This is a genomic window from Psychrosphaera saromensis (assembly GCF_002954545.1).
GTDB lineage: Bacteria > Pseudomonadota > Gammaproteobacteria > Enterobacterales > Alteromonadaceae > Psychrosphaera > Psychrosphaera saromensis.
This window is the reverse complement of record NZ_MSCH01000003.1, coordinates 1,193,076-1,216,590: the sequence shown is the minus strand read 5'-3', so window position 1 is coordinate 1,216,590 and position 23,515 is coordinate 1,193,076. Positions and strand designations below refer to the sequence as shown.

The window sequence follows — 23,515 nt, the reverse complement described above, 5'->3', positions numbered from 1 at the left end:
ACTATAGAAATACCAAGGATGGTGTTTCTTAACCATACCTTTTGAGCACACGTCAAAAGAAAATGTAGTAAATAAAAGTAAATGAATCTTAAGTTTATTCTTCAACCAGAAAGCACAAAACGGTTAACCGGCTGTGCTAGTAAAAAGAAAGTGCTCGAAAAAATTGCCCTCTTGGCCAGTGAACAACTGCCAGATCATTCATTTAACGATATTTTAGAAAGTTTAATGAGTAGAGAGAGACTAGGCAGTACAGGCATTGGCAATGGAATTGCAATTCCTCATGGTAAGTTAACCAATATAAAAAAAGCCGTAGCCATATTTTTAGTCAGTGCTGATGCTATAAACTATGATGCCATTGATAAACGTCCAGTTGATATCTTTTGTGCCTTGTTAGTTCCAGCAGATCAATGTGATACGCACTTGTCTACACTCGCCTCAATTGCTAAGTTATTAGATAATAAAGAAACAATTAAAAAAATACGTCGAGCAGATAGCGATCTCGACCTTTACAACATACTTGAAGCGGCATAAATGCATATATTTATAGTAAGTGGCAGATCAGGATCAGGAAAAACAGTTGTCTTAAGGGTTTTAGAAGACCTAGGATATTACTGTGTTGATAACCTGCCTGTTAATTTACTACCTGCTTTATCGCATTCTCTTGAAAAAAATTATGACCAAGTTGCTGTTAGTATAGACGTAAGAAACTTACCGACTTCAGAGCAGGAGTTGTTGGATAATCTAGACTTTCTGCCTAAAAACGTTAACGTTACCGTTTTATATATTGATGCTAGTGACGATGTTTTAATTAGACGTTATAGCGAAACCCGTCGTTTACATCCACTATCTAAAGGCGAATCATCTCTTCCAGAAGCAATAGCACAAGAAAGTAAACTATTAGACGAACTAGCCAATAGAGCCGACTTATACATAGATACGTCTCAGCTCAATGTGCATCAACTAACCGAAATGGTTAGAGAAAAAATACTAGGAAAGTCATCTAAAGAGCTAGTTTTAACTTTCGAATCATTCGGTTTCAAATACGGCGTGCCAAACGATATCGACTTTGTATTTGACGCCCGATTTTTACCAAACCCACACTGGGAACCTGAATTACGTCCGCTTACCGGATTAGACTTACCAGTGAGAGAATATTTAAGTGGCGAGCCATTAGTAAATAAATTTACTTTTCAAATCAACAATTTCATTTCAACCTGGTTGCCACACCTAGAACGTAATAACCGCAGTTATTTAACAATCGCAATAGGTTGTACCGGCGGTAAGCACCGTTCGGTTTATATTGCGGAGACCCTGGCAAGACAATTTAAATCGCGAGATAAAAACATTCGAGTTCGCCATCGTGAAATGGCCCGTTACGAAAGTGAAAAAAATGGAAAGTAGCCGCACAGTAAAAATAGAAAACAAATTAGGTTTGCATGCTAGAGCTGCAACTAAGTTGGCTCAATTAGCCCAAAACTTTGATGCTTCTGTTACATTAACTCAAGCTGATAAAACAGCTAACGCCGATAGTGTTATGGCTCTGTTAATGCTAGCCAGCAACCAAGGTAAAGAAGTTACAATTTCGGCTAAAGGCAATGACGCAAAACAAGCCGTCGATGAAATTTGCCAACTTATTAGCAACAAATTTGACGAAGAAGAATAAATAGACCAACACAAGCAATATTCAGACGGATCCATGCCAGAACTACTAGAACAAGAATATAACATTCCAATTGATGAACTAAATACCGCTCTTAACAGCGGTATGTTTGTTCACGTTAGAAATATGCTTGAATCTATGGCAGCATCAGACATAGCCCTATTACTTCACTCCTCACCACCAAAAGCCAGAACCGTTATTTGGCAACTTATCGACTCCAATATTCAAAGTGAAGTTATTGAAGAACTATCTGATGAAGTTCGAAACCCAATCTTAAAAAATATGAGTCCAGAAAAGGTGGCAGAAGCGGCTGCCAATTTGGACGATGATGACTTTGCCGACGTATTACGTGGCATGCCAGATGCGGTATTTAAAAAAGTATTAAAGAGCATGGACAAGCAAGACCAAGTCCGTGCTAAACGCGTTATGTCGTATGAAGAAGAAACTGCTGGCGCGTTAATGAATACCGATACCATCACGGTAAGACCAAACGTAAGTGTTGACGTAATATTACGTTATTTACGATTAAAAGAATCATTACCTGAAGCAACCGATTACCTTTATGTAGTTGATAAAAATGATACTTTCATTGGCGAAGTGTCACTCGCAGCTTTGTTAACATCAACAACCAGTAAACTAATTTCAGAAGTGATGGAGACTGACTTTGAAGTTATTCCTGCCACTATGCATGACTCAGAAGTTGCCTCTTTATTTGAGCGTTATAACTGGATATCTGCACCAGTAATCGATGAAAATGGCATATTATTAGGCCGTATAACCATCGATGACGTGGTTGACGTAATCCGTGAAGATGCCGAACACTCAATGATGAGTATGGCTGGTTTGGATGACGAAGAAGACACCTTTGCACCTGCCATAAAAAGTACCAGAAAACGTTCTGTCTGGTTAGGTGTTAATTTATTTACCGCATTACTCGCTGCATTTGTTTCTAGCTTATTTGAGTCAACCTTAGATCAGTTAGCCGTATTAGCTATATTAAACACCATAGTGCCAAGCATGGGCGGCGTAGCTGGTAGCCAAACCTTAACGCTAGTCATTCGAGGTATGGCCGTTGGCCACGTTACTCAAGCGAACTCACGTTGGTTATTAGGCAAAGAACTCGCCATTGGCTTTTTTAACGGCCTAATTTGGTCAGTGTTAATCGCCGGTGTTGTGGCTATATGGAAACAAGACGTCATGTTAGGTGCTGTTATTGCCTTTGCCATGATGATGAATTTAATTGCTGCTGGTGTAGCTGGTGTGCTTATTCCATTAATGTTAAAACGCATGAAAATAGACCCAGCCTTGGCTGGCAGTGTGATCTTAACCACAGTCACTGACATTGTGGGAATATTTGCTTTTTTAGGCACAGCCACTTGGTTATTGATTTAATCTGCTATATTTAGCCTGCATAAAGTCGTTTTATGAATAAATCTGTATTGAATCGTTAATCACTTGGTATTCAAAAATTAATGGTTATAATGCGCGTCCTTTTACACCTTCTTTTATCGGAATAAATAAATGTCTCAAATTGGTCAATCTTGCAACTTAGATGTCGTCAAAGCCGTCGATTTTGGCTTTTATCTGGATGGCGGTGAATTAGGTGAAATATTATTACCTCGCAAACACGCTCGTCCAGACTTAAAAGCAGGTGATGATGTAAATGTATTTTTATATTTAGACTCTGACGATCGCCCGATTGCGACAACGCAAAGACCAAAAGCAAAAGTTGGCCAATTTGCTTATTTAAAAGTAAAAGAAGTGGGTCGTTTTGGTGCATTTATGGACTGGGGTTTAGATAAAGACTTATTAGTCCCTTATGGCGAACAACATAAACCGCTTGAAGAAGGTTACTTTTACCTTGTCCGCGTTTACATTGACGATATTGACCACCGTATTACAGGTTCAACTAAAGTTGACCGATTTGTAATAGAAGATGGTACTGGGCAATTTGAACCAAATCAGCCCGTAGAACTCATTATTGCCAATACAACCGACTTAGGCTTTAAAGCCATTATTAATCATACTCATTGGGGCGTTTTGTTTACCGACGAAGTGCACCAAAGATTGAGTTTTGGCCAAGATAAAAAAGGCTTTATCAAACGTATTCGTCACGACGGTAAAATTGATTTAACCCTAAATGGCGGTCAAAAAACCAGAGATAAGTTTGCTAAGATCATCATTGAGTTCTTAGAAAAAGAAAATGGCTTCGCGGCGGTTCATGACAAGTCTGACCCTGCATTAATCTCACAATTATTTGGTATGAGTAAAGCCGCATTCAAACGTGCTATTGGCGGTTTATACAAAGACGGTACTATTTCTATTTCAAAATCTGGTATACGTTTAAACGAAGAAAAAGACCAAACAGAAGATAAAAGCTAAACAGTATTAACAATTGAAGCTTGTATTACATCCACAAAAAAGCCGGAACTTTAAAAGTTATCCGGCTTTTTTATTATTTAATAAAAGTTTGAATATTTAACACATTCAGAAAATATATCTCTAATTAATTACCCGCTATCTGCATGTTCTCAATTAAAATAGAGCCAGTCTGTACCGCGCCACGTTTTTCTACGTCACCGCCGATACCAACAATTTGTTTAAACATATCGGTTAAGTTACCCGCTATAGTAATTTCAGAAACTGGATATTGAAGCTCACCGTTTTCTACCCAAAAACCAGCGGCACCACGGCTATAATCACCCGTTACTGTGTTGACACCTTGGCCCATTAATTCGGTGACTAATAAACCTTTATCCATCTTTTTCAACAAAGCAGTTAAGTCTGGGTCTGTTGCTTTTACTAACCAGTTATGAATACCACCGGCATGACCTGTACTTTTCATACCCATTTTTCTAGCAGAATAACCCGTTAGTAAATATGTGGTTAATACGCCGCCCTCAATGATTTCTCTATCATGTGTCGCCACACCTTCAGAATCAAAAGGGCTACTTGCTAAGCCTTTTAATGTATGTGGACGTTCACTTACATTAACCAATTCAGGGAAAATAGACTTGCCTAAGCTATCCATTAAAAATGAAGACTTACGATATAAACTTCCACCACTTATGGCAGAAACTAAATGGCCAAATAAAGATGAGGCAATTTCAGCATGGAAAATTACGGGTAACTGACAAGTATCTAATTTTCTTGCGTTTAGCATAGACACAGCAGCTTCTGCCGCTTTTTGACCTACTAATATTGCACCATCTAATTTATTAAATTCACGGTCAACGGTATAGGCATAATCTCGTTGCATCTCGTCACCATCTTGCGAAATAACTGAGCAACTTAAACTATGACGTGTGCTTGGGTAACCTTCAATAAAACCTAGACTATTACCGTAGACTTTAAACCCTTGGTAACTCGACAATGAAGCGCCGTCTGAATTAGTAATACGTTTATCGAATTCAAATGCGGCTTTTTCAGATTCAATACAATATTCAAGCCCTTGTTCTGGCGTAATTTGATGAGGATGAAATAAGTCTAAATCTTGTATGTTAGTCGCTAATTCTTGTTGTTCAACCAAACCAGAGAATTCATCGGCTGACGTATATTTTGCAATATCAACAGCCGCTTTTACAGTTTGCTCTAATGCGGCATGACTCAAATCTGCGGTTGAAGCTGATCCTTTATGTTTGCCAACATAAATAGAAATACCTAAAGCGCCCTCTTGGTTGAACTCAATATTTTCCAGTTCTTGGCAACGACTTGAGACCGTAATACCTTTTGATTTGCTAATGACAGCTTCGGCCGAATCAGCGCCATATTTTTTACTTAGTGATAATAAATCGGCGATTGCGGTCTTAACTTGATCTATATCGTTAAAAATATCGGTTTTAGTTGTCATAAATACTCAAAAATACTGGTTAATTTGCGCTTGGCAGCATACCATAAATCATATATTTCAAGTTATTAAATTCGATTGATTATTTACCTATGACTAAGTCTTATTATTTATTACCAGATGACGAAAATTACGTCAGCAAAGCCGAATTAAAAAAAGAAGAAAAAGAGTTACAAGCTTTTGCAGAGCAACTTGTTAATTTAGGCAAATCACAAAAAAAACAATTATCAGCCAGTGACGAATTACAGGCTGCTTTTTTGTTAGCGGATAAAATATCTAAAAAACCAGATGCACTTCGTCGTCATATGCAATTCATCACTAAGCAACTTAAAGATGAAGACTTAGATAAGTTACGCGCTGAATACGACCGTATTATGTCGCCTAATTTAGTTTCTGATAAAGCAATGAAGAAATTGGAAAAGCTAAGAGAAAAGTTACTAAAAAATGGTGACGAAGCTATAAACGAAATAGTCGCATTACACCCAACGATTGAGCGTCAAAAAATGCGTCAACTCGTACGCCAGGCTAAAAAAGAAGTTGAGAAAGAACAACCAGGCAAAAACTACAAAGAACTGTTTCAATACCTTAAAACAGAAACCGCTAGTTAGTCTGAGCAACTCCATCCTAAGTGCTTATACTTTAGGAGATAAATGCAAATACAAAAAAGCCCAGTACTTAGAAAAATAACTGGGCTTTTTACGTTTATAACAAGTTGTTATTGAGTTCCACCAACGGTGATCTCATCTAGTTTCAATGTTGGTTGACCAACGCCAACAGGAAGACTCTGACCGTCTTTACCACAAACACCAACGCCTTTATCAAGTGCTAGGTCATTACCGACCATAGAAACCATAGACATAGCGTCTGGGCCATTACCAATCAGTGTTGCACCTTTAACCGGTTTAGTTACTTTACCGTTTTCAATTAAGTAAGCTTCCGACGCTGAGAATACAAATTTACCCGAAGTGATATCCACTTGACCGCCAGCAAAGTTAGTGGCGTAAATACCATTTTCTACACTGGCAATAATATCTTCTGGCGTACTTTCACCCGGCAACATGTAAGTATTCGTCATACGCGGCATAGGTAAATGCGCATACGATTCACGACGTCCATTACCTGTAGGCTCAACACCCATTAAACGAGCATTTAATTTATCTTGCATATACGATTTCAAAATACCGTTTTCGATTAAAACGTTATACTGGGCAGGTACACCTTCATCATCAATATTCAAAGAACCACGACGATTCAACATAGTGCCATCATCAACAATGGTACAAAGATCTGAAGCTACCTTCTCACCCATTTTGCCACTGTAATTGCTTGAACCTTTACGATTAAAATCACCTTCAAGTCCATGACCTACAGCTTCATGCAATAACACTCCAGGCCAGCCAGAACCTAACACAACTGGCATAGTTCCAGCCGGAGCTTCAATTGCTTCCAGATTGATTTTAGCCATATGAATTGCATCATCTGCAGCTTGTTCATAACGTAAACGGCCATTCTCAATTTCTAAAAAGTAACCGTAATCAGTACGCCCGCCGATACCAGCTCCGCCGCGCTCTTTTCTCTCACCTTTTTCTAATACGACTGAGCAGTTCAATCGAATTAATGGACGAGTATCCGTTGCCCAAGTTCCGTCTGTCGCAGCCACTAAAATTTGTTCAAATACACCGGTTAAGCTCACGACAATGTTACTTGCTTGTGGCGCTTGTTTACGAATATAACTATCAACACTTTTTAACAAGGCAACTTTATCGTCGTTGCTCATCGCTTCTAACGGCTGACAAGGTGTGTAGATTTCTTTGGCTATGGTTTTATTAATTAACTTTTGTTTTGCATTAGCTCCTGCTGCAGCAATGCTTCTTGCTGTACCAGCCGCTTCCATTATTGCCGGAGCGTTCAGTTGATCAGAGTAAGATAAACCGGTCTTTTCACCACTTACCGCTCTAACGCCAACGCCTTGTTCAATATTGTATGAACCATCTTTGATAATGCCATCTTCCATTACCCAAGATTCATGAGCACTGGCTTGAAAGTACAGATCGGCGTAATCAAGTTTGTGCTCTAACATGATAGCTAAACCATCTAGCACGTCTTGTTGAGTCAAGTTGTTTGCGGTTAATAATCTCTGCTCTACTGAGTTCAAAGTAATTCCTATTTGTATAAATATATTAATTCAATTGTTAGTCTTGCGAGCTGTTTTTTACATAACGACTAACAAACTTATTATGCTGCTTTATCGGCATTGACTGACGAACTTTGACTAAACGGTCTTTATCTAGCTCAGCGCCAAACAAGCCTAATTTTTTCCCGGCGTTAAATAATACAGTGCCCCAGGGATCAACTATCATACTGTGACCAAAGGTTTGTCTGCCATTTTTATGAGTGCCAGCTTGATTACAGCCGACCATGTAAATTTGATTTTCAATTGCTCTAGCTTGTAACAAAACTTGCCAATGTGCTGCACCTGTTTTTTCTGTAAACGCACTTGGTAGAACAACGACATCAACGCCCTCGTCTCTTAATGCTTGAAACAGTCCTGGGAAGCGTAAGTCGTAACAAATAGCCAAGCCAATCTTGCCAAATTCAGTATCAAAGCACACAATTTGCTCACCGGGCAACCAACTATCAGACTCTCGGTAGCTGCCAACACCGTCTTCAACATCAACATCAAATAAATGAATTTTTTGATAATGCGCGATTAACTCTCCAACTGGTGAATAAACTAAAGTGACTGGTTTTACTTTACCTAATTGTCTATTTTCATTGTCTAAGATAGGCATAGTGCCAGCGACTAAATATATTGAGTATTGTTTGGCTAAAGACGCCAACTGAGATTGAATAGCACCGTGATTTAAAGCCTCTGCAATGTTTAAATTACCTGAATCTCCGGCACCAAAAGCAGCGAAACATTCAGGTAACACCACAATAGAATTGGTTAAGTCAGCAGTGTTTTTTTTAAGTTCTTGTTCAAGAAAAAGTAAATTATCAGACACATTAGGAGAAGAGCACATTTGTAAAACATAAACCTTCATCTATTTACCCTCAATTGTAAGAGGTTGTTGTTCTTGCTTAACTTTAATCTCTGGTATTTTTTCGCGCTTGCTAAATTTTTTCACTTCTTTAACTGTAGGTTTATCTAAATCTCCATTAACCTTGAATAAAAATTCAAAAAGCTCGGCATTTTCTATCACTTTATCCAAAGCCATCACACCTAAAAAAGTAGCTGGATTTACTGCAGCCAACCATACAAAAAGAGGATAATTAGAGGTAACTTTAGGCTGAAACGTTACATCGTAATCTAACGTTTCAGTATTTAAGTTGGTAAAACCAGCCATGGACATATCACCTGCAATACCATCCATACGAATATTATTGGAATATCCAACACCATCAATTAATGTAACACTTCCTTTGAGGTCGTTATAAAACAGCCCTTTTGAAAATACATCTTTAAAATCTAATTTTAACTTTCTATATAAAGAATCAAAACTGAATAGAGAAACCCAACGAGCTCCTTGATCATTTATTTCACTAAAATAACCTTCGCCTAATATAAAATTGGCATTACCATTTAATGTTGCAAAGTCTAACCACTGTGGAGCGCTTTTCCATTCAACATCTATATTAATTGATGCGTCACTTTCTTCTATGCCCGTTGATAAATTATACTTTTCTAACCATTTACCAAAATATCTTGATTTAACATTACCTTTTACATACGTTCGGCCTGACCCTGAGTTGCCAATCCAACGGCCAGTTAAATCAATAGAGTTTCGTTCATAATTTAATTTGGCTTTATCTATTATTAACTCAGGTCCTACAGAGTAGGCAGATAAGCTAATTTTTCCTAGTGGCATTCCATTATAAAAACAGCTTGCACAGTCAAACTTAATTGGCGGTAAACTGCGAATTAATGTATCTGAATTTTCCATACTCGGCTTAACTTTTTCTACACGTTCAACTGGCTTTACCGTTTCAGGATTTACAGGAACAGTAACTAACTCCGAGCCCAAACGCAGAAAAGAAGAGCTAATTTCTATTCCATCTTTTTTAATATCATTATGTATAATTACGTCTGTTAATGTTTGTTTTGCCCCTAAGGAGAACAACCATGAATCTTTTTGTGGCTTTGCATCCAAACTAACGTTTTGTAAATCCTGTCCTAAAATAGATAAATGCTGAATACTGCCAAATATATGATTTGGCTGATCTATAAATCCAACTTGAGTAGGGTCGCTGTCAGGTAAATCTCCAATGAGATCTAAAACAAAGGCTAATGTAGGTTCAAACTCTAGTGATTTTTCTTCTATTGAAATATCAAAACCTGATTCAGGCAATTGAATGGTACTTTCACCAATACTTAAATGAGCTTGTTCCATTCGGCCTGACTCAGCCATTACCTTCCCTTCAAAAAACAGTTTATCCTCTAGCGCTACATTTAATTGACCACCATCTTGGTCGCCCAACATTGAATAGCTTAAATATGCTGGAGTCCCCATCTCTTTTACAATTGACTTAGTTACATCATAAGCGCTATTTGTTAAATCCGAACTGCCATCGACAAAATACTGAAAGCCATCTGATTCAATATTTACACTTACATTAACTAATGATGTCTGCTCGCCATCAAAATAATTCATTACCTTTAGAGGATGCTTAGACGCTATCGCATCTCGCTCAGATTCTGCTAATAGGTTGGCATCAATGAAATAACTATCACCTTTTTCATATCCATTAACCTCTAAGCTAATTGGCAGTTTAAATATTTTGGCATCGTTACTTTCGACTTTAAACGTTGAGTTTTCAAACGTTACGGTTGAATTTACATCTTCAAAGTTCAAGTTAATCTCAGGTAAACTGAGATCTGCATTATTAGTTTTAACACGTCCCCACGCTAATACTTCTGGAACTTCACCATCGCTATTGGGCTCATCAGACAAGGGAATTGATATATTCACAGTCGCTGCCGATTCACCATTTAATTTTACAAACTCAAACACATCGCCCAAAATATCTTTTAATGGCGTTGTCTCTATTAGGCTATGAAAATCCTCTAACATTAAGCGTTCTGGTGTTAACGACAATTCTAATTTCAGTTGTTGAGCATCTAGTGCGATGTTAGCTTCGGCATCATGATCTATATTCAAGCTAGCGAATTCGCCTGAGTCCACTTTAATGGTCATTAAGCTATCTTTAATTAGCAGTTGAGCGTCCATATTTTCGATAGCAGGCCAAGTAGGATCAAACTTAAATTGACCTTCTTTTATCAAAGCTTTAAGAACAAAGGTGCCATAGTTTGAACTGTTCGACACATCGCTATAAGGCATTTTTGTTGGGTCACCACTAATGGCAATTTGAGTAAGCTCACCTCGCCCTTTTTCAATGGCCGATAGCAAATACTCATAAGTCTCAGTTGGTATTAGATACTTAGGTAAATATTGACGAATCGAACCTAACTTCGGACCTTCCACTTCACCATAAAGAGTGAAATTTGGAGTGTCAAAGTGAGTGTACTGAGCTGCTACATTAATATTTACATCTTGGTTTTTTACTGTGATTTTTGGCAAGTTCACAGTAATGCCATTATCCGTATGTTTAACATGTGTCATCACACTAAACTCAGAGTACTTAAAATCTTGGCTGAAGGTGTCTCGCGTATGAAATTTGTTGTCCTGACCGGTTAACTCAAACCAACCGTCTTTGTCCGACCAATAACCATTGAGATTTAATCCGTCAATTCCCAAATAAGCCGTATTTTTTGTTGCCGTAGGCACCAAACTTAAATTAGAAATATGAGTCGCTGCTTTTATTTGGTTATTTTGATCTAGCTGTAATTTAAAGAAGTCGAGTTCACCACTCATTTCTGACTCAGCTAAAATACCTAGACCTTTGGTAACTGAGAACAAAGAAAAGAGCCTAGATATCGGCTGAATATCCCCTTCGGTAACATTTAACTGAGCGTTTATACCATCAGAGAAAGCAGATAAATGAAAACCATCATATTCATCTTCGCCATTATTTAATGCAATATCATTGCTAAACATGGACCAACCAGCATTAGATTTTGCCCATTGTAATTTGGCAGATTTAATACCTAAGTACTGCTGTTGTTCTGCTTTTTGCCAATGAATACCAGAGTCTGAGATATCAGCAACTATGTCATTAACAAGACCATCTTTTACATTACCCCAAACTTTTAAATTAGCTTCACTTGACTCAAGGTTTACGTGCTCACTTATAAATTGAGTTAACCAAGGTGAAATATCTAACTTTGTCGCTTCTAAATAGACTTGCCCAAAAATATTCTGGCGGCGTTGACCGTATAAATCGACAATTAATGTCGCTGAATTATTGGCAAATCCATCAACCGATAATTCACCACTAGCTTGGTGACGGTTGCCATCGTTAATCCAACGTAATGAATCAATTTGATAATTCTGTGTTCGCCCTTGTTTATGTCGCACTTCAACTAAACTATTTACAACTTTAAACGATTGAAGTTGTGACAAGAATAAGTGGCTCAAATTTTCAAATAATTGACCGCCATTCGATTTTGGTCTGACTTTATAAAACACATCACTATTAATTTTGGCATCAAGCCCATCTAACAAAAAGGTACCACTGGCAAATTTCTGCTCGAGTAATGACTGCCAAAAGTTTATTTCTATTTCGGTTTTTTTAATTGCAATGTCGAGTGGAGTGCTTGGAGTAGGTGATACTTTTAACTCATGTAAAATAATGACCGGCCCAGAAGACTGCCAAGTCGCACTAATACTGCCAATGGAAATTTGAGCATTAAAATTTGTTAGCAGGTACTCTTCAAGATCCGTTTTATAATCATCGGCATAAGGTAAGGCAAACTTAAGGAGGCTGACAGCAACAGCAAATAAAATAATAAGAGATGCGAAGAATACCCACATTGTTTTTACAATGCGCAGCGTCGTTTTCTTTAACAAGATATCTCTCTTAATAAGCAATAAATACTCAATTTATTCACTTTTAAATTTTTCAAATCACCCTACTTAGTATCAATGGAAATGGTTGTTCAATAATAGCTATGTTCATAATACCTTTTTCATCATTTTTTGCAGTAAAATCTAGCGTTAATAATAGGTATAAACAGTAAAATATACTCTATTTTGTAAGCTAATATGAAAAATACTTAGCTTTCATATTAAACCTTATCAATTATTTACTGACTACATAAAAAGTCAGCATTAATTTTTAGCTCGGATTATTCAGCAAGTTCAGTTTATCTGCTGCGCCTAGTTCAGAATACATGTTAAAGTATCGCTATTATTATCGCCTGAGATGTTAGTTTTCACTGAATGAATACCTCTGATCCCAAGAACCATTTATTGGATAGACAATTGAATGGGAAATTAAATGAAAAAATCAAACTCTGGGGCCAGGAGCTTGGCTTTCAGCATGTTGGTATTTCAGATATCGATCTGTCTGCACAAGAACCCAAAATGTTGAATTGGTTAGAAAAAGGCTTTCATGGTGAAATGGGGTACATGGAAACTCATGGCACAAAACGCAGCCGACCTGCGGAGTTATTGCCCGGCACAGTATCTATCGTTTCAGTTCGTTTGGACTACCTACCACCAGACGCTAAATTTGCGGCGACCTTAGAACAACCAAACCATGCATTTATTAGTCGTTATGCTTTAGGGCGTGACTATCACAAAGTCATTCGGAATAAGCTAAAAAAGCTCGGACAGATGATAGAAAAAGAAGTCGGCGTTGAAAACCTATCGTTTCGCCCTTTTGTTGATTCTGCACCTGTATTAGAAAGGCCAATAGCGGAAAAAGCGGGACTTGGTTGGACTGGTAAGCACTCACTACTAATTAATAATACAGCTGGTAGCTGGTTCTTTTTAGGTGAGTTGTTTTTACCTATTGCTTTAGAACCGGACCAAGCGGTAGATAATGAATGTGGTTCTTGTGTTGCTTGTATTACTACCTGTCCAACCCAAGCGATTGTTGAACCTTATGTTGTAGATGGCCGTAAATGTATTTCTTATTTAACCATAGAGTTAAAAGACAGCATTCCTGAGCAGTACCGCAAAGCCATGGGAAATCGAATTTACGGTTGTGATGACTGCCAATTAATTTGTCCTTGGAATCGCTTTGCAGAGCTATCTACAGAACCTGATTTTTTACCTCGGACTCAGTTACACCCGGTTAGTTTATTAGAATTGTGGCAATGGCAAGAACCTCATTTTTTAAAAGTCACCGAAGGCAGTCCAATAAGACGAATCGGCTTTGAATGCTGGATGCGTAACATTGCAATTGCCTTAGGTAACGCACCATTTAGTTTGGAAATAGTGGAGCAACTTAACAGTAAATTAACACTTATTTCAGATATGGTAGATGAGCATATTCTCTGGGCATTAGAGCAGCAAAAACTAAAAGCTGAAAATAGCGGTGTAGATTCTAGGCAATTAAAACGCCTCATTAAAGCAATTAAAATAGGTTTACCAAGAGACGCTTAATCTCTTTTAATAGCGTCTCATGGTCTTAATTAACTAAAACAGGGTAAAGAGATGCCAGTAATAAGGTTGCCATAACCCCATTAAATATACGTAGACGTTTCACACTCGATAATATCTTTTGTAACTTTTGTCCCAAGACTACCCACACGCTAATTGATGGAAGCATTACCAGTCCAAATACTATTCCAACAAACATGACAGAATTTATATCTCTTTGTGGTGCATAAATACCAATAGCCGTTAAAGCCATTGTCCACCCTTTGGGATTAACCCACTGAAAAAGTACAGCTTGAATAAACGAAAATGGCTTAACGTTATTACTATTGTTATTTTCTGGCTGAGCTGCGGTTGCTACCTTATAAGATAGATATACCAGATAAATCACACTGCACCATTTAAGTATTAAATAACTGGCCGGGTACAAATCAAAGACTTGCATAATGCCAATGCCTACTAGCACAAGCATCAACACAAAACCCAGGCCAACGCCTATAAGATGAGGCAAGGTTTTACGAAAGCCAAAATTGGCTCCTGAACTCATCAACATCAAATTATTTGGCCCTGGTGATATTGAAGAAGCAAATGCAAAAAGCATTAAAGCCATGATTATTTCTATGCTAACTGTTGTGTTCAATCTAGTTCCGTTATTCGCTGCTGAGTAGGTAAATACTATAAATGACTTCCCACGAAATTAAATTGCCTTTATTGTGTATTTTTAACCTTATAAGCAACAAAATATGAAAATTGATAAATTTAGCAAAGAAATATTGCAAGAATTAAAAATAGATGGACGTATTAGTAATATAGACTTAGCCGATAAAGTGGGATTATCACCATCCGCTTGTTTACGGAGAGTGCAAGAGTTAGAGCGTCAAGGCATTATAAAAGGGTATCGTGCAATACTCGACAATCGGAAACTCGGGATCGGATTTAGCGCGTTTGTTACGGTTGGCTTATCCGTTCATACCAAAGACTCACAACAGGCATTTGAACAAGCAATCGAAAAATCAGACGAAGTACTTGAATGCCATAATGTAACCGGGCCTTATGAATATCTATTAAGGGTAGAAACTGCAGATTTAGTCGCATATAAAACCTTTCACACTGACGTACTTGGTGACTTGCCACAAGTAGCCACCATCAGTACCCATGTCATCATGGAGTCGACCAAAGATGAGCGTAAATAATCTTGCAGATTAAATTGATGAATATATTTAGTTGACAATAACAACTAAAGGTTTACTATAGTTGACATTGTCAACAATGTTAACACTGAACTATATTCTGGAGATCTAATTAATGCCCCTTAGTACTCAAGCATTAACCATTAGCGCACCGATAACGCGCCCCCTTTACCAAAAAATACTTTTGCTAGTTTTAATCATGACAGTTATTGGTGGCTCACTAACGGGAGTAATGACTTACTTTACTCTTGGGGTAACTGATACTTTTATGTCTGATTGGTTGCAGGCTTTTGTCACCGCTGTATGTTTAATGATACCTGCAGGTTTTACCTTTATGATGTTTTTAAATTTTGCTGTTGGGAAATTATTACCAGAGATTAGTGAAATTAAAAAGAATATGCTAATTGGTATAATCATGGCGCTATTTATGGAAGCGGTTATGGCAATTGGTAGTGCAGCAACTAATGTTGGGTTTAGTGATTTAGAGCTTTTTTCTGACGTTTGGCTGCAAGCTTATTTAACCGCTTTGCCTTTAGGAATGCTAATCGCGGTTATAATGACACTCACACTTAAACCCAAAATCCAAAGGTTTATGGCTAGCTAAAAATCGCAAGGCTAAGAGTATTATTAAATGCCTGATAACAATATAGGGGAAGAATTCCCCTAATAACTAAACTGCTTTTTAACTCGGCCTGTTAAGCCGCATAATAATTCGTATGAAATACTATGTGCATGACGAGCTACACGTTCTATCGCAAGTCCATCGCCCCAAAGAATAACTTCATCGCCAATATTAACTTGTGCATTTACCCCAACATTAATAGTGATCATATCCATAGACACACGACCAACTAAAGGGTATTCAGTACCATTAATTAAAACTGGAGTACCGTTTTCTGCATTGCGCGGATAACCGTCGCCATAACCAAGCGCGACAATCGCTACTTGAGTATCTTCACTGGCGGTCCAAGTTGCACCGTAACCTACCGAGTCCCCCTGTTTGACATCACGCACTGCAATAACACTGCTTTTTAATGTCATAACGGGTTTTAAGTCATGTTCCGCAGCATCCGAGTCTGACATAGCAGAAGCCCCATACATCATAATTCCAGGACGGATCCAATCTTTATGTGCTGCAGGTATCGACATAATAGTCGCTGAATTTGCGATCGAATGCTCACAGGGTAAATCACCTGCGAGTTTATTAAATAAGGATAATTGTTTTTGATTTAATGGATTGTCTTGTTCATCAGCACACGCCATATGAGTCATTAAAGTCATTAAACCCAATACATTTTTATGTTGGAATAATGCTTTATAACAAAACTCAAAATCCGATGGTGGTAAACCGATACGATGCATACCTGTGTCTAATTTCAGCCATACTTTTACCGGACGAGGTAAGTCGGCATTTATGAAATCAAGAACTTGTTGTTTGGTATGCAATACCGTTTCTAGCTGCTGCTCTGCAATTGTGAGTAACTCAGTTTTATCAAAAAAACCTTCCAATAAAAGGATAGATTTTTGAATTCCCGCGGTTCTCAATTTTGTTGCTTCTTCTAGCCTAGCAACGCCAAATGCATCAACATTAGTCAATGCTTCCGCTATTTCTAAATAACCATGACCATAAGCATTCGCCTTTAACATCGCCAATATTTTAGAAGTGGGCGCTAACTTACGGATAACTTCAATATTATGCAATAAAGCGGTTAGGTTGATTTCAGCAACGGCAATCTTCATAAGTTTCTATCAGCTATTCATCAAAGAAAGCATTACCCGAATAGTTATCAAAACGAGAGTAATGTAGTTGAGTTGTTAAACGAATACGACCAATTGGACCATTACGATGTTTACCAATTATGATTTCAGCAGTGCCTTTATCAGCTGAATCTTCGTGGTAAACCTCGTCACGATAAATAAACATGATCAAATCGGCATCTTGCTCGATTGAGCCTGACTCCCTTAAATCTGAGTTTATAGGACGTTTATCTGCACGCTGCTCCAAGCCACGATTTAGCTGAGCTAGAGCAATAACAGGTATTTCTAATTCTTTGGCTAGTGCTTTTAATGAACCTGAGATATCGGCTATTTCTAACGTACGATTATCTTTAAATTCTGGCGAGCGCATCAATTGCAGGTAATCGACCATGATCATAGACAAACCACCATGTTCACGAGCGACTCGTCTTGCTCTTGAACGTAATTCCGTTGGCGTTAAGCCAGATGAATCATCAATGTAAAGTTTGCCTTTTTCCTGCATTAATCCCATGGTACTGGCAAGACGGGCCCAATCATCATCATCTAAGTTACCTGTACGAACTTTAGTTTGATCAATTCGACCTAATGACGCCAACATCCTCATCATCAAGGAATCCGCCGGCATCTCTAAACTAAATACCAAAGCGGGTTTATCTGAAGTTAATGCTGCGGTTTCTACCAAGTTCATGGCGAACGTGGTTTTACCCATAGATGGACGAGCTGCAACAATAATAAGATCTGACGGTTGGAAACCATTTGTCATTTTATCTAAATCGTTAAAGCCACTGGTGAGTCCGGTTACACCGTTATTATCGGTGCGCATTAACTCTTCAATTTTATCAACCGTGGAAGATAATACTGAATTTAAGTCTTTTGGCCCTTCGTTTTTATTTTCACGCTGCTCGGCAATTTTAAAAACTCGCGACTCGGCAAAATCTAATAATTCGGCACTGCTTTTCCCTTCAGGGTTATAACAAGCATCGGCGACTTCATTAGCCGTTCCAATCAATTCTCTGACAACGGCTCGTTCTCGAACAATTTCTGCGTAGGCAACGATATTCGCTGCACTTGGCGTATTTTTAGCAATTTCACCTAAGTAAGCAAAGCCACCAACATCTTCTAATACTTTCTCTTTTTCTAATGCTTCTGACACTGTGATCAAATCAATAGGATGATTTTTAACCATCAATTGTGCCATAGCGGTAAAGATTTGTTTGTGTTGGCGTAAGTAAAAGTCATCTTTTACTACTTTTTCGGCGACACGATCCCATGCGTTATTATCTAACATAAGGCCGCCCAGTACCGATTGCTCGGCTTCAACGGAATGAGGTGGAACTTTGAGTGATGCTATTTGAGCATCTTGTTCTTTTGCAGACTTAAAGGACGACTTTGCCATGGATTCGTTTCATACAACTTAGGAGTGATATAAGACTGAACATTCTATCGGAATAACTGAAGTTATCAATAACTCAACTCAGTGATTATTAGATTTAGTTACAAATAGAAAAAACCCAGCAAATATCACAAAGCTGGGGTTTATAATTAAGCCTGTCTTGGTTTATTTTTTACTGATAGTGACATCACCACTTACCGTGTCGATTTGCACATCGGCCGAGCCAGTTCCCATCTTAAATCGGATTGATTCACCAGGTCCGTATTTAGCTTCTTTTACTCTGTCTTTAGTTAGACGATTTTTAATGTCACCGCCAGCATGAGTTTCAATATTAAAGTTAGCAGATATGTCACCTACAAAGTAAATATCAGCATCTCCACCAACACTTGAATAAACAAAACGACCGTCTTTAGCCAAACTTAAACTAATGTCAATATCGCCGTTTACCGTTCCGATTTCCATTTCTTTAATGAGCTTAGCATTGATTTTCATTTCGCCATTCACATTACTAATGCCTACCTGAGTGGCGGAAGTATCAGTTTCAATATCGCCATTAACGGCTTCAATTTCCAACTCACCTTGGCTATTCTTATCTACAATTTCACCGTTTACGGTATTAAGATTTATTTTACCTTGCAGGTCGTTAGATTTAATACTGCCATTAACGGTTTCAAGTTTAATACGATTGGTTAGATTGTTTGCTTGAACATCTCCATTCACCGTATTAATTTGAGTTCCACCTTGAATACCAGAGGCTTCGACATCAACATTAACCCCTTCAAAACGTAAGTTATTATTGGTAGGAATAAAAATCTCCAACCTTGAACCTTCATCATGGCTGTTACCACCGCCCCAACCACTCCAACGATTATTTGGCATTTTCACTTTAAAATAAGCTTCACCGTCATCATCCACTTCAAACTGATAACCTTCTGCGGCGTCGGATAATTCACCAACAATTTGAATTTGGTTTTTATCCCAAGTCTTAATTTTTACCGTACCTGACATGACGTCAATCAACATTCGACCTTCAGCTTTGGTAGCCAAAGATTCATTTATTTTTTCTCCAGCAAAAACACTCATAGACAAGATGCATAAACTGCTAACCAAACTTGCTTTCCAATTTTTATAATTTACATTTTTCATTTTATTTACCTGCCACTGACTCTAAATTTGGTGATACGTTTGTAATTGAGGTTTATACGCTTTTTGAATCAAACTAATTTGACTCTGATAAACCTGATTTAGCATTTTCATTAATGCTGGATCTTCTGGCTGATTCTTTAACGCCTTAATCAGCGCTTTTTCAGCCAACTCTAATTCTTTCATTGAACTCTGCCAATTATTAACAATTGGATGTTCTAAATTTACATTTTGTAATAGCTGCTTTTTTTGTATCTCGTAGCTAGCTATCAAGGGATTAGTCCAATTACTATTACGAGATGCTTCATTACTTGTGCTAAGCCAAATCCCTAACACCAATGCAATTGGGGCAAACGCGGCGGCTATTTTGCCAAACTGCTGCCAACTGATGCTAGTTTCATAACCATTTTGTTGTGGCGTTTTAGCAATCGCTTGCTCAATGCCAGCCCATAAATCTCTTTCGGGGGTTAACTCTTTTGGCAGCTCTTGCGCTTGAGTTAACACATCTTTTTCTTCGATATTGTTTATGCTCATAACGTTACCCATCCAATTCTGAATTAATTGTAATTTGTAATAACTGCTTAGCTCTATGATATTGCGATTTACTAGAGCCTACTGCGATATTTAATTCTTTACTGATTTCTTCATGACGCCAGCCTTCTATTGCAAATAACACAAATACAATTCTTGCTTGTTCTGGCAGCTTGGCAATATGCTTATCTAAACCACTGCGACTTAAGTCATGATTTGTTAGATCGTCATTGGTTTTTATATTTGCCAACTCAGTTTCATTTTGTTCATCCGAACCAAACCATGAACGCCACCACGCTTTTTGTTTACGCATATGGCTTATTGCCACATTGCTTGCCACAGAATGTAACCAAGTGGAAAACTTACTATCACCTCTAAAATTATGAATTTTTTGCCAAATTTGTACAAAAACTTCCTGGGTAATATCTTCAGCAATTTCACGATCGCCTGATAAACGTAAGCTTAATGCATAAACACGTTTGCCATGGATATTGTAGAGCTTTCTCAACGCCGATTGTTCCCCCCTTTTTAGTTGGGCAACTATCAAGTCGTCTTGTTCTACTTTATTGGTTTGCCCTTTAAATTGTTCTGGGGCAATCACGTTTGATGACACAAGTAAGTTTCTCTTTGCCGATTAGAGTTATTGAATGGTTAGTATGATATGAATGAGGAAAGGTTTAAAAGGAAATATATTTATTTTTGTATTTTATCGAACTATTTTTATTAGTTATTGATAATAAGGGATTAAATATTTTATTTTTTGCTGATTTTAATAAAAAAAAGGCATAAAAAAAGTGACTAAAAAGTCACTTTTTTTGAGAGTTAGCTAATTAAGCTAATTCAACGTTTGCAGCTTGCAAACCTTTCTGACCGTCTTCAACTTCAAAAGAAACCGCTTGGCCTTCTTTTAATGTTTTGAATCCGTCACCAGAAATTGCACGGAAATGAACGAATACGTCCTTGCCGCCATTATCTTGAGTAAGAAATCCGTAACCTTTCTCTTCGTTGAACCATTTAACTGTACCAGTCGATTTAGACATATAAACCTCGATTTAAATTTAATATTTTAAGACACAATACGTGCCGACATTATCTTCATAGGGAAATATTAAATTGCGATGTAACTTATGGAAGGATAACGTCTCAATATCGACCAAAAAATTGAGTCTAGAGGTTTATTAACACATGAAGCAAATAACAATCTTAAATATGTCTCTGTAAAGACAAAACGGATAATAGCACATATTTTCAATAAAGCTCATTAAATGTCCATATATCTTTAAATTATTTACGTTATTTATCATGCGAGTATGAAAAAACAGCGTTACTTATCCGTGGCATTTCACTTTTATCACTAGCTGTGGTTATTTTATACTTGCTCAGATGAAGATCTTATCCCGGATCCTTTTAATGACACTTGATCTTTTTTACTGCTATCACAACGACTTACGATTGATTTTTTTTCTTGCTCAGATAATTTTTGCCAACCCGTTATTTCATTTATATGGCGAGCACAACCAATGCATATATCTTGACTGTCCAAACAACATTCTCTAATACAAGGAGATTCAATCATTGTTCATCTACTTTTGCTATTGTGATCATCGGTTTTAATCCGTTTATTCTAATTACATTTTTACGTATTATTACATCAATCAGTTTAGAGGAGTATTTTATGTTTACTGTTATTTTTGGTCGCCCAGCTTGTCCATATTGCGTAAGAGCAAAAGAAATTGCTGAACAACTTACTGAAAAGCGTGATGACTTTAACTTTCGTTATGTTGATATTCACGCAGAAGGTATTAGCCAAGCAGATCTTGAAAAAACGGTTGGAAAACCAGTTCAGACTGTTCCACAAATATTTATAGATCAAGAACATATCGGTGGATGTGACGAGTTTGAAGCTTATGCTAAAGCAAACTTAGATTTATATTAAAATGCCTTTCACCCGCTCATTATTAACCTAATGGGCTGGTGAACTATTCCTTGTTAGTCTTTGAAATCTCTTTTAATTATCCCTCGACATTGTTACTTAGTCCCTTCCAATCTAATTTTTTCTCGATTTGTTATGTTTATTACTCCTCAGACCATTTATAATGCGCGCCATTAATTCTTCTACAGTGCACTCAATACATGCGATTTCCAGGCCGTCGAAAACACAAACACTACTTCCCTGTTGATAAAAAAGATCCATTAACCAAAAAGTTAACCACGGATGTGGAGCTCAAACATCCATATGTAGTGGGGATGGATCAAACTATTGTAGATATTGAAGCGCATGTCCCAGAAAGCTTATTAGCAGAATTTAAACTGACTAAAGGCTTATCACAATTAGTACCAAGTGAAATTGCAGAAGCTTTGTATCAATATATTGATGCTAACAACCTTATTGTCGACCAACATGCCGGCGGCACAATTGGCAATACAATGCACAATTATTCCGTATTGGCCGATGACCGCTCTGTCCTTTATGGTGTTATGAGTCAAAACATTAAAGTGGGGAATTACGCTTACCAATATTTATGCAACACCTCATCGAAAGTAGACTTACAACATCTACAACCTGTGGACGGTGCTATTGGCAGAGCTTTCACTTTGATCACAGAAGATGGCGAACGCACTTTTGCCATCGACTCTGGAAAAATGAACCGCCTTACTCCAGATTTTATTGATGAAGAATTAATTAAAAATTCTTGTGCCTTTGTTATCAGCGCTTATTTTACACGCTGTAGTGGCGAAGACACCTTAGACAAAGCTGCATTAAAAGCTATCGAATACGCCAACAAACATAAAGTACCTGTGGTATTAACCTTAGGTACTCGTTTTATGATTGATGAAAAGCCTCAATGGTGGCGTGATTTTATTAAACAACACGTGCAAGTTTTAGCGATGAATGAAGAAGAAGCTGAAGCACTTGTTGGTCATTCAGATCCTTTATTAGCCGCTGAAGCTGCTTTGGACTTAGCTGATTTAGTTTTATGTACCGCAGGGCCGCTAGGATTATATATGGCAGGTTTCACTGATGAGACATTCAAGCGTGATACTCGCTATCCATTATTACCAGGTAGCATTCCTGAGTTTAATCGCTACGAATATTCTAGACCTTTATTAAAATCACTCTGTAGTAACCCAATAAAGATTTATTCTCACATTGCACCTTACATGGGTGGGCCAGATAAAATTAAGAATACTAATGGTGCAGGAGATGGTGCGTTAGCTGCTGTTTTGCATGATATTGCATCCAATGCTTATCACTCCACCAACGTGCCTGAGTCAAGCAAACATACAGTACCGGCGATAACGTATTCTTCATTATCACAGATGTGTAAATACGCTAACCGCGTTAGCTTTGAAGTGTTATCACAAAGCTCACCTCGTTTATCAAAAGGCTTACCTGAGCGTGAAGATAGCTTAGAGCAAGCTTATTGGCACTAGTAGCGTCCAATTTATAACATTAAAATTCAGATACAAAAAAGCCTTTGCATTTAT

General features: G+C 37.7%; 23 protein-coding genes. 11 read left to right on the top strand and 12 right to left on the bottom strand.

The genetic code is table 11. The features are described from left to right. Window positions 1-81 precede the first annotated feature (81 nt). The 5 genes from BTO11_RS05675 to BTO11_RS05655 all read left to right on the top strand — a co-directional run bounded on the left by BTO11_RS05675 (window position 82) and on the right by BTO11_RS05655 (window position 4,042). A complete protein-coding gene (locus BTO11_RS05675) occupies window positions 82-531 on the top strand; it encodes a PTS sugar transporter subunit IIA (protein WP_105051690.1) in 450 nt (149 codons plus the stop codon). Beyond that, window positions 532-1,401 (top strand): RNase adapter RapZ, encoded by an 870-nt coding sequence (gene rapZ / locus BTO11_RS05670; RefSeq protein WP_105051689.1) that lies wholly within the window; start codon window positions 532-534, stop codon window positions 1,399-1,401. It begins immediately after the preceding gene. Continuing rightward, complete coding sequence (locus BTO11_RS05665) at window positions 1,391-1,663, top strand: HPr family phosphocarrier protein (RefSeq protein WP_105051688.1); 273 nt, start codon at window positions 1,391-1,393, stop codon at window positions 1,661-1,663. The genes rapZ and BTO11_RS05665 overlap by 11 nt, the downstream gene beginning before the upstream one ends. 33 nt (window positions 1,664-1,696) lie before the next feature. Further along, entirely contained in the window at window positions 1,697-3,052 is a 1,356-nt protein-coding gene (gene mgtE, locus BTO11_RS05660; protein ID WP_105051687.1) for a magnesium transporter, read from the top strand. A gap of 129 nt (window positions 3,053-3,181) precedes the next feature. Further along, window positions 3,182-4,042: a CvfB family protein gene (locus BTO11_RS05655; RefSeq protein ID WP_105051686.1), complete on the top strand. Its 861-nt coding sequence runs from the start codon at window positions 3,182-3,184 to the stop codon at window positions 4,040-4,042. 124 nt (window positions 4,043-4,166) lie between these two features. Here BTO11_RS05655 and pmbA read toward each other — a convergent pair whose 3' ends face one another. Beyond that, window positions 4,167-5,510: a metalloprotease PmbA gene (pmbA, locus tag BTO11_RS05650; RefSeq protein WP_105051685.1), complete on the bottom strand. Its 1,344-nt coding sequence runs from the start codon at window positions 5,508-5,510 to the stop codon at window positions 4,167-4,169. An 89-nt stretch (window positions 5,511-5,599) separates the two neighbouring features. Here pmbA and yjgA point away from each other — a divergent pair, with 89 nt between their 5' ends. Then, on the top strand, window positions 5,600-6,115 hold the full coding sequence (gene yjgA / locus BTO11_RS05645; RefSeq protein ID WP_105051684.1) for a ribosome biogenesis factor YjgA: 516 nt from the start codon (window positions 5,600-5,602) through the stop codon (window positions 6,113-6,115). 107 nt (window positions 6,116-6,222) lie between these two features. Here yjgA and tldD read toward each other — a convergent pair whose 3' ends face one another. From tldD to BTO11_RS05630, 3 genes are read right to left on the bottom strand one after another with little or no spacing between them, the layout of a single operon-like run. Next, on the bottom strand, window positions 6,223-7,662 hold the full coding sequence (tldD, locus tag BTO11_RS05640) for a metalloprotease TldD (RefSeq protein WP_105051683.1): 1,440 nt from the start codon (window positions 7,660-7,662) through the stop codon (window positions 6,223-6,225). A 37-nt stretch (window positions 7,663-7,699) separates the two neighbouring features. Continuing rightward, window positions 7,700-8,551, bottom strand: coding sequence for a carbon-nitrogen hydrolase family protein (locus BTO11_RS05635; protein WP_105051682.1), 852 nt, complete (start codon window positions 8,549-8,551; stop codon window positions 7,700-7,702). Further along, window positions 8,552-12,475 carry a YhdP family protein gene (locus BTO11_RS05630; protein ID WP_105051681.1) on the bottom strand — a complete coding sequence of 1,308 codons (3,924 nt, stop codon included), beginning with the start codon at window positions 12,473-12,475 and terminating at the stop codon, window positions 8,552-8,554. A gap of 372 nt (window positions 12,476-12,847) precedes the next feature. Here BTO11_RS05630 and queG point away from each other — a divergent pair, with 372 nt between their 5' ends. Further along, the gene (gene queG, locus BTO11_RS05625) at window positions 12,848-14,017 is read left to right on the top strand and encodes a tRNA epoxyqueuosine(34) reductase QueG (protein ID WP_105051680.1); all 1,170 of its coding nucleotides are present in this window, start codon (window positions 12,848-12,850) and stop codon (window positions 14,015-14,017) included. Window positions 14,018-14,042: 25 nt separating this feature from the next. Here queG and BTO11_RS05620 read toward each other — a convergent pair whose 3' ends face one another. Next, window positions 14,043-14,651: a LysE family translocator gene (locus tag BTO11_RS05620; protein WP_229793345.1), complete on the bottom strand. Its 609-nt coding sequence runs from the start codon at window positions 14,649-14,651 to the stop codon at window positions 14,043-14,045. A gap of 103 nt (window positions 14,652-14,754) precedes the next feature. On the opposite strand from BTO11_RS05620, the gene BTO11_RS05615 reads away from it, so the two are divergent. Then, window positions 14,755-15,204, top strand: coding sequence for an Lrp/AsnC family transcriptional regulator (locus BTO11_RS05615; protein ID WP_105051678.1), 450 nt, complete (start codon window positions 14,755-14,757; stop codon window positions 15,202-15,204). Window positions 15,205-15,316: 112 nt separating this feature from the next. After that, window positions 15,317-15,805 (top strand): DUF2798 domain-containing protein, encoded by a 489-nt coding sequence (locus tag BTO11_RS05610; protein ID WP_105051677.1) that lies wholly within the window; start codon window positions 15,317-15,319, stop codon window positions 15,803-15,805. Between the two features lie 59 nt (window positions 15,806-15,864). Here BTO11_RS05610 and alr read toward each other — a convergent pair whose 3' ends face one another. From alr to BTO11_RS05575, 7 genes are all read right to left on the bottom strand, one after another. Continuing rightward, window positions 15,865-16,941, bottom strand: coding sequence for an alanine racemase (gene alr, locus BTO11_RS05605; RefSeq protein WP_105051676.1), 1,077 nt, complete (start codon window positions 16,939-16,941; stop codon window positions 15,865-15,867). A 13-nt stretch (window positions 16,942-16,954) separates the two neighbouring features. Beyond that, window positions 16,955-18,355 carry a replicative DNA helicase gene (gene dnaB / locus BTO11_RS05600; protein WP_105051675.1) on the bottom strand — a complete coding sequence of 467 codons (1,401 nt, stop codon included), beginning with the start codon at window positions 18,353-18,355 and terminating at the stop codon, window positions 16,955-16,957. Window positions 18,356-18,517: 162 nt separating this feature from the next. Next, on the bottom strand, window positions 18,518-19,498 hold the full coding sequence (locus BTO11_RS05595; protein WP_105051674.1) for a DUF4097 family beta strand repeat-containing protein: 981 nt from the start codon (window positions 19,496-19,498) through the stop codon (window positions 18,518-18,520). Window positions 19,499-19,519: 21 nt separating this feature from the next. Next, complete coding sequence (locus tag BTO11_RS05590; RefSeq protein ID WP_146105465.1) at window positions 19,520-20,029, bottom strand: hypothetical protein; 510 nt, start codon at window positions 20,027-20,029, stop codon at window positions 19,520-19,522. Between the two features lie 4 nt (window positions 20,030-20,033). Continuing rightward, window positions 20,034-20,624 carry an RNA polymerase sigma factor gene (locus BTO11_RS05585; protein WP_105053669.1) on the bottom strand — a complete coding sequence of 197 codons (591 nt, stop codon included), beginning with the start codon at window positions 20,622-20,624 and terminating at the stop codon, window positions 20,034-20,036. Window positions 20,625-20,856: 232 nt separating this feature from the next. Further along, on the bottom strand, window positions 20,857-21,066 hold the full coding sequence (gene cspE / locus BTO11_RS05580; protein ID WP_105051672.1) for a transcription antiterminator/RNA stability regulator CspE: 210 nt from the start codon (window positions 21,064-21,066) through the stop codon (window positions 20,857-20,859). A gap of 329 nt (window positions 21,067-21,395) precedes the next feature. Continuing rightward, the gene (locus BTO11_RS05575; RefSeq protein WP_105051671.1) at window positions 21,396-21,602 is read right to left on the bottom strand and encodes a DUF1289 domain-containing protein; all 207 of its coding nucleotides are present in this window, start codon (window positions 21,600-21,602) and stop codon (window positions 21,396-21,398) included. Window positions 21,603-21,701: 99 nt separating this feature from the next. On the opposite strand from BTO11_RS05575, the gene BTO11_RS05570 reads away from it, so the two are divergent. Together BTO11_RS05570 and BTO11_RS05565 are read left to right on the top strand one after the other, a co-directional pair. Continuing rightward, the gene (locus BTO11_RS05570) at window positions 21,702-21,962 is read left to right on the top strand and encodes a GrxA family glutaredoxin (protein ID WP_105051670.1); all 261 of its coding nucleotides are present in this window, start codon (window positions 21,702-21,704) and stop codon (window positions 21,960-21,962) included. Between the two features lie 197 nt (window positions 21,963-22,159). Then, the gene (locus BTO11_RS05565; RefSeq protein ID WP_105051669.1) at window positions 22,160-23,461 is read left to right on the top strand and encodes an inosine/guanosine kinase; all 1,302 of its coding nucleotides are present in this window, start codon (window positions 22,160-22,162) and stop codon (window positions 23,459-23,461) included. Window positions 23,462-23,515: the final 54 nt, after the last annotated feature.

Bases quoted from the DNA above. Each gene is read 5' to 3' on its own strand.
- BTO11_RS05675 (WP_105051690.1), top strand. From the start codon at position 82: ATGAATCTTAAGTTTATTCTTCAACCAGAAAGCACAAAACGGTTAACC.
- rapZ (WP_105051689.1), top strand. From the start codon at position 532: ATGCATATATTTATAGTAAGTGGCAGATCAGGATCAGGAAAAACAGTT.
- BTO11_RS05665 (WP_105051688.1), top strand. From the start codon at position 1,391: ATGGAAAGTAGCCGCACAGTAAAAATAGAAAACAAATTAGGTTTGCAT.
- mgtE (WP_105051687.1), top strand. From the start codon at position 1,697: ATGCCAGAACTACTAGAACAAGAATATAACATTCCAATTGATGAACTA.
- BTO11_RS05655 (WP_105051686.1), top strand. From the start codon at position 3,182: ATGTCTCAAATTGGTCAATCTTGCAACTTAGATGTCGTCAAAGCCGTC.
- pmbA (WP_105051685.1), bottom strand. From the start codon at position 5,510: ATGACAACTAAAACCGATATTTTTAACGATATAGATCAAGTTAAGACC.
- yjgA (WP_105051684.1), top strand. From the start codon at position 5,600: ATGACTAAGTCTTATTATTTATTACCAGATGACGAAAATTACGTCAGC.
- BTO11_RS05635 (WP_105051682.1), bottom strand. From the start codon at position 8,551: ATGAAGGTTTATGTTTTACAAATGTGCTCTTCTCCTAATGTGTCTGAT.
- queG (WP_105051680.1), top strand. From the start codon at position 12,848: ATGAATACCTCTGATCCCAAGAACCATTTATTGGATAGACAATTGAAT.
- BTO11_RS05615 (WP_105051678.1), top strand. From the start codon at position 14,755: ATGAAAATTGATAAATTTAGCAAAGAAATATTGCAAGAATTAAAAATA.
- BTO11_RS05610 (WP_105051677.1), top strand. From the start codon at position 15,317: ATGCCCCTTAGTACTCAAGCATTAACCATTAGCGCACCGATAACGCGC.
- alr (WP_105051676.1), bottom strand. From the start codon at position 16,941: ATGAAGATTGCCGTTGCTGAAATCAACCTAACCGCTTTATTGCATAAT.
- dnaB (WP_105051675.1), bottom strand. From the start codon at position 18,355: ATGGCAAAGTCGTCCTTTAAGTCTGCAAAAGAACAAGATGCTCAAATA.
- BTO11_RS05595 (WP_105051674.1), bottom strand. From the start codon at position 19,498: ATGAAAAATGTAAATTATAAAAATTGGAAAGCAAGTTTGGTTAGCAGT.
- BTO11_RS05590 (WP_146105465.1), bottom strand. From the start codon at position 20,029: ATGAGCATAAACAATATCGAAGAAAAAGATGTGTTAACTCAAGCGCAA.
- cspE (WP_105051672.1), bottom strand. From the start codon at position 21,066: ATGTCTAAATCGACTGGTACAGTTAAATGGTTCAACGAAGAGAAAGGT.
- BTO11_RS05575 (WP_105051671.1), bottom strand. From the start codon at position 21,602: ATGATTGAATCTCCTTGTATTAGAGAATGTTGTTTGGACAGTCAAGAT.
- BTO11_RS05570 (WP_105051670.1), top strand. From the start codon at position 21,702: ATGTTTACTGTTATTTTTGGTCGCCCAGCTTGTCCATATTGCGTAAGA.
- BTO11_RS05565 (WP_105051669.1), top strand. From the start codon at position 22,160: ATGCGATTTCCAGGCCGTCGAAAACACAAACACTACTTCCCTGTTGAT.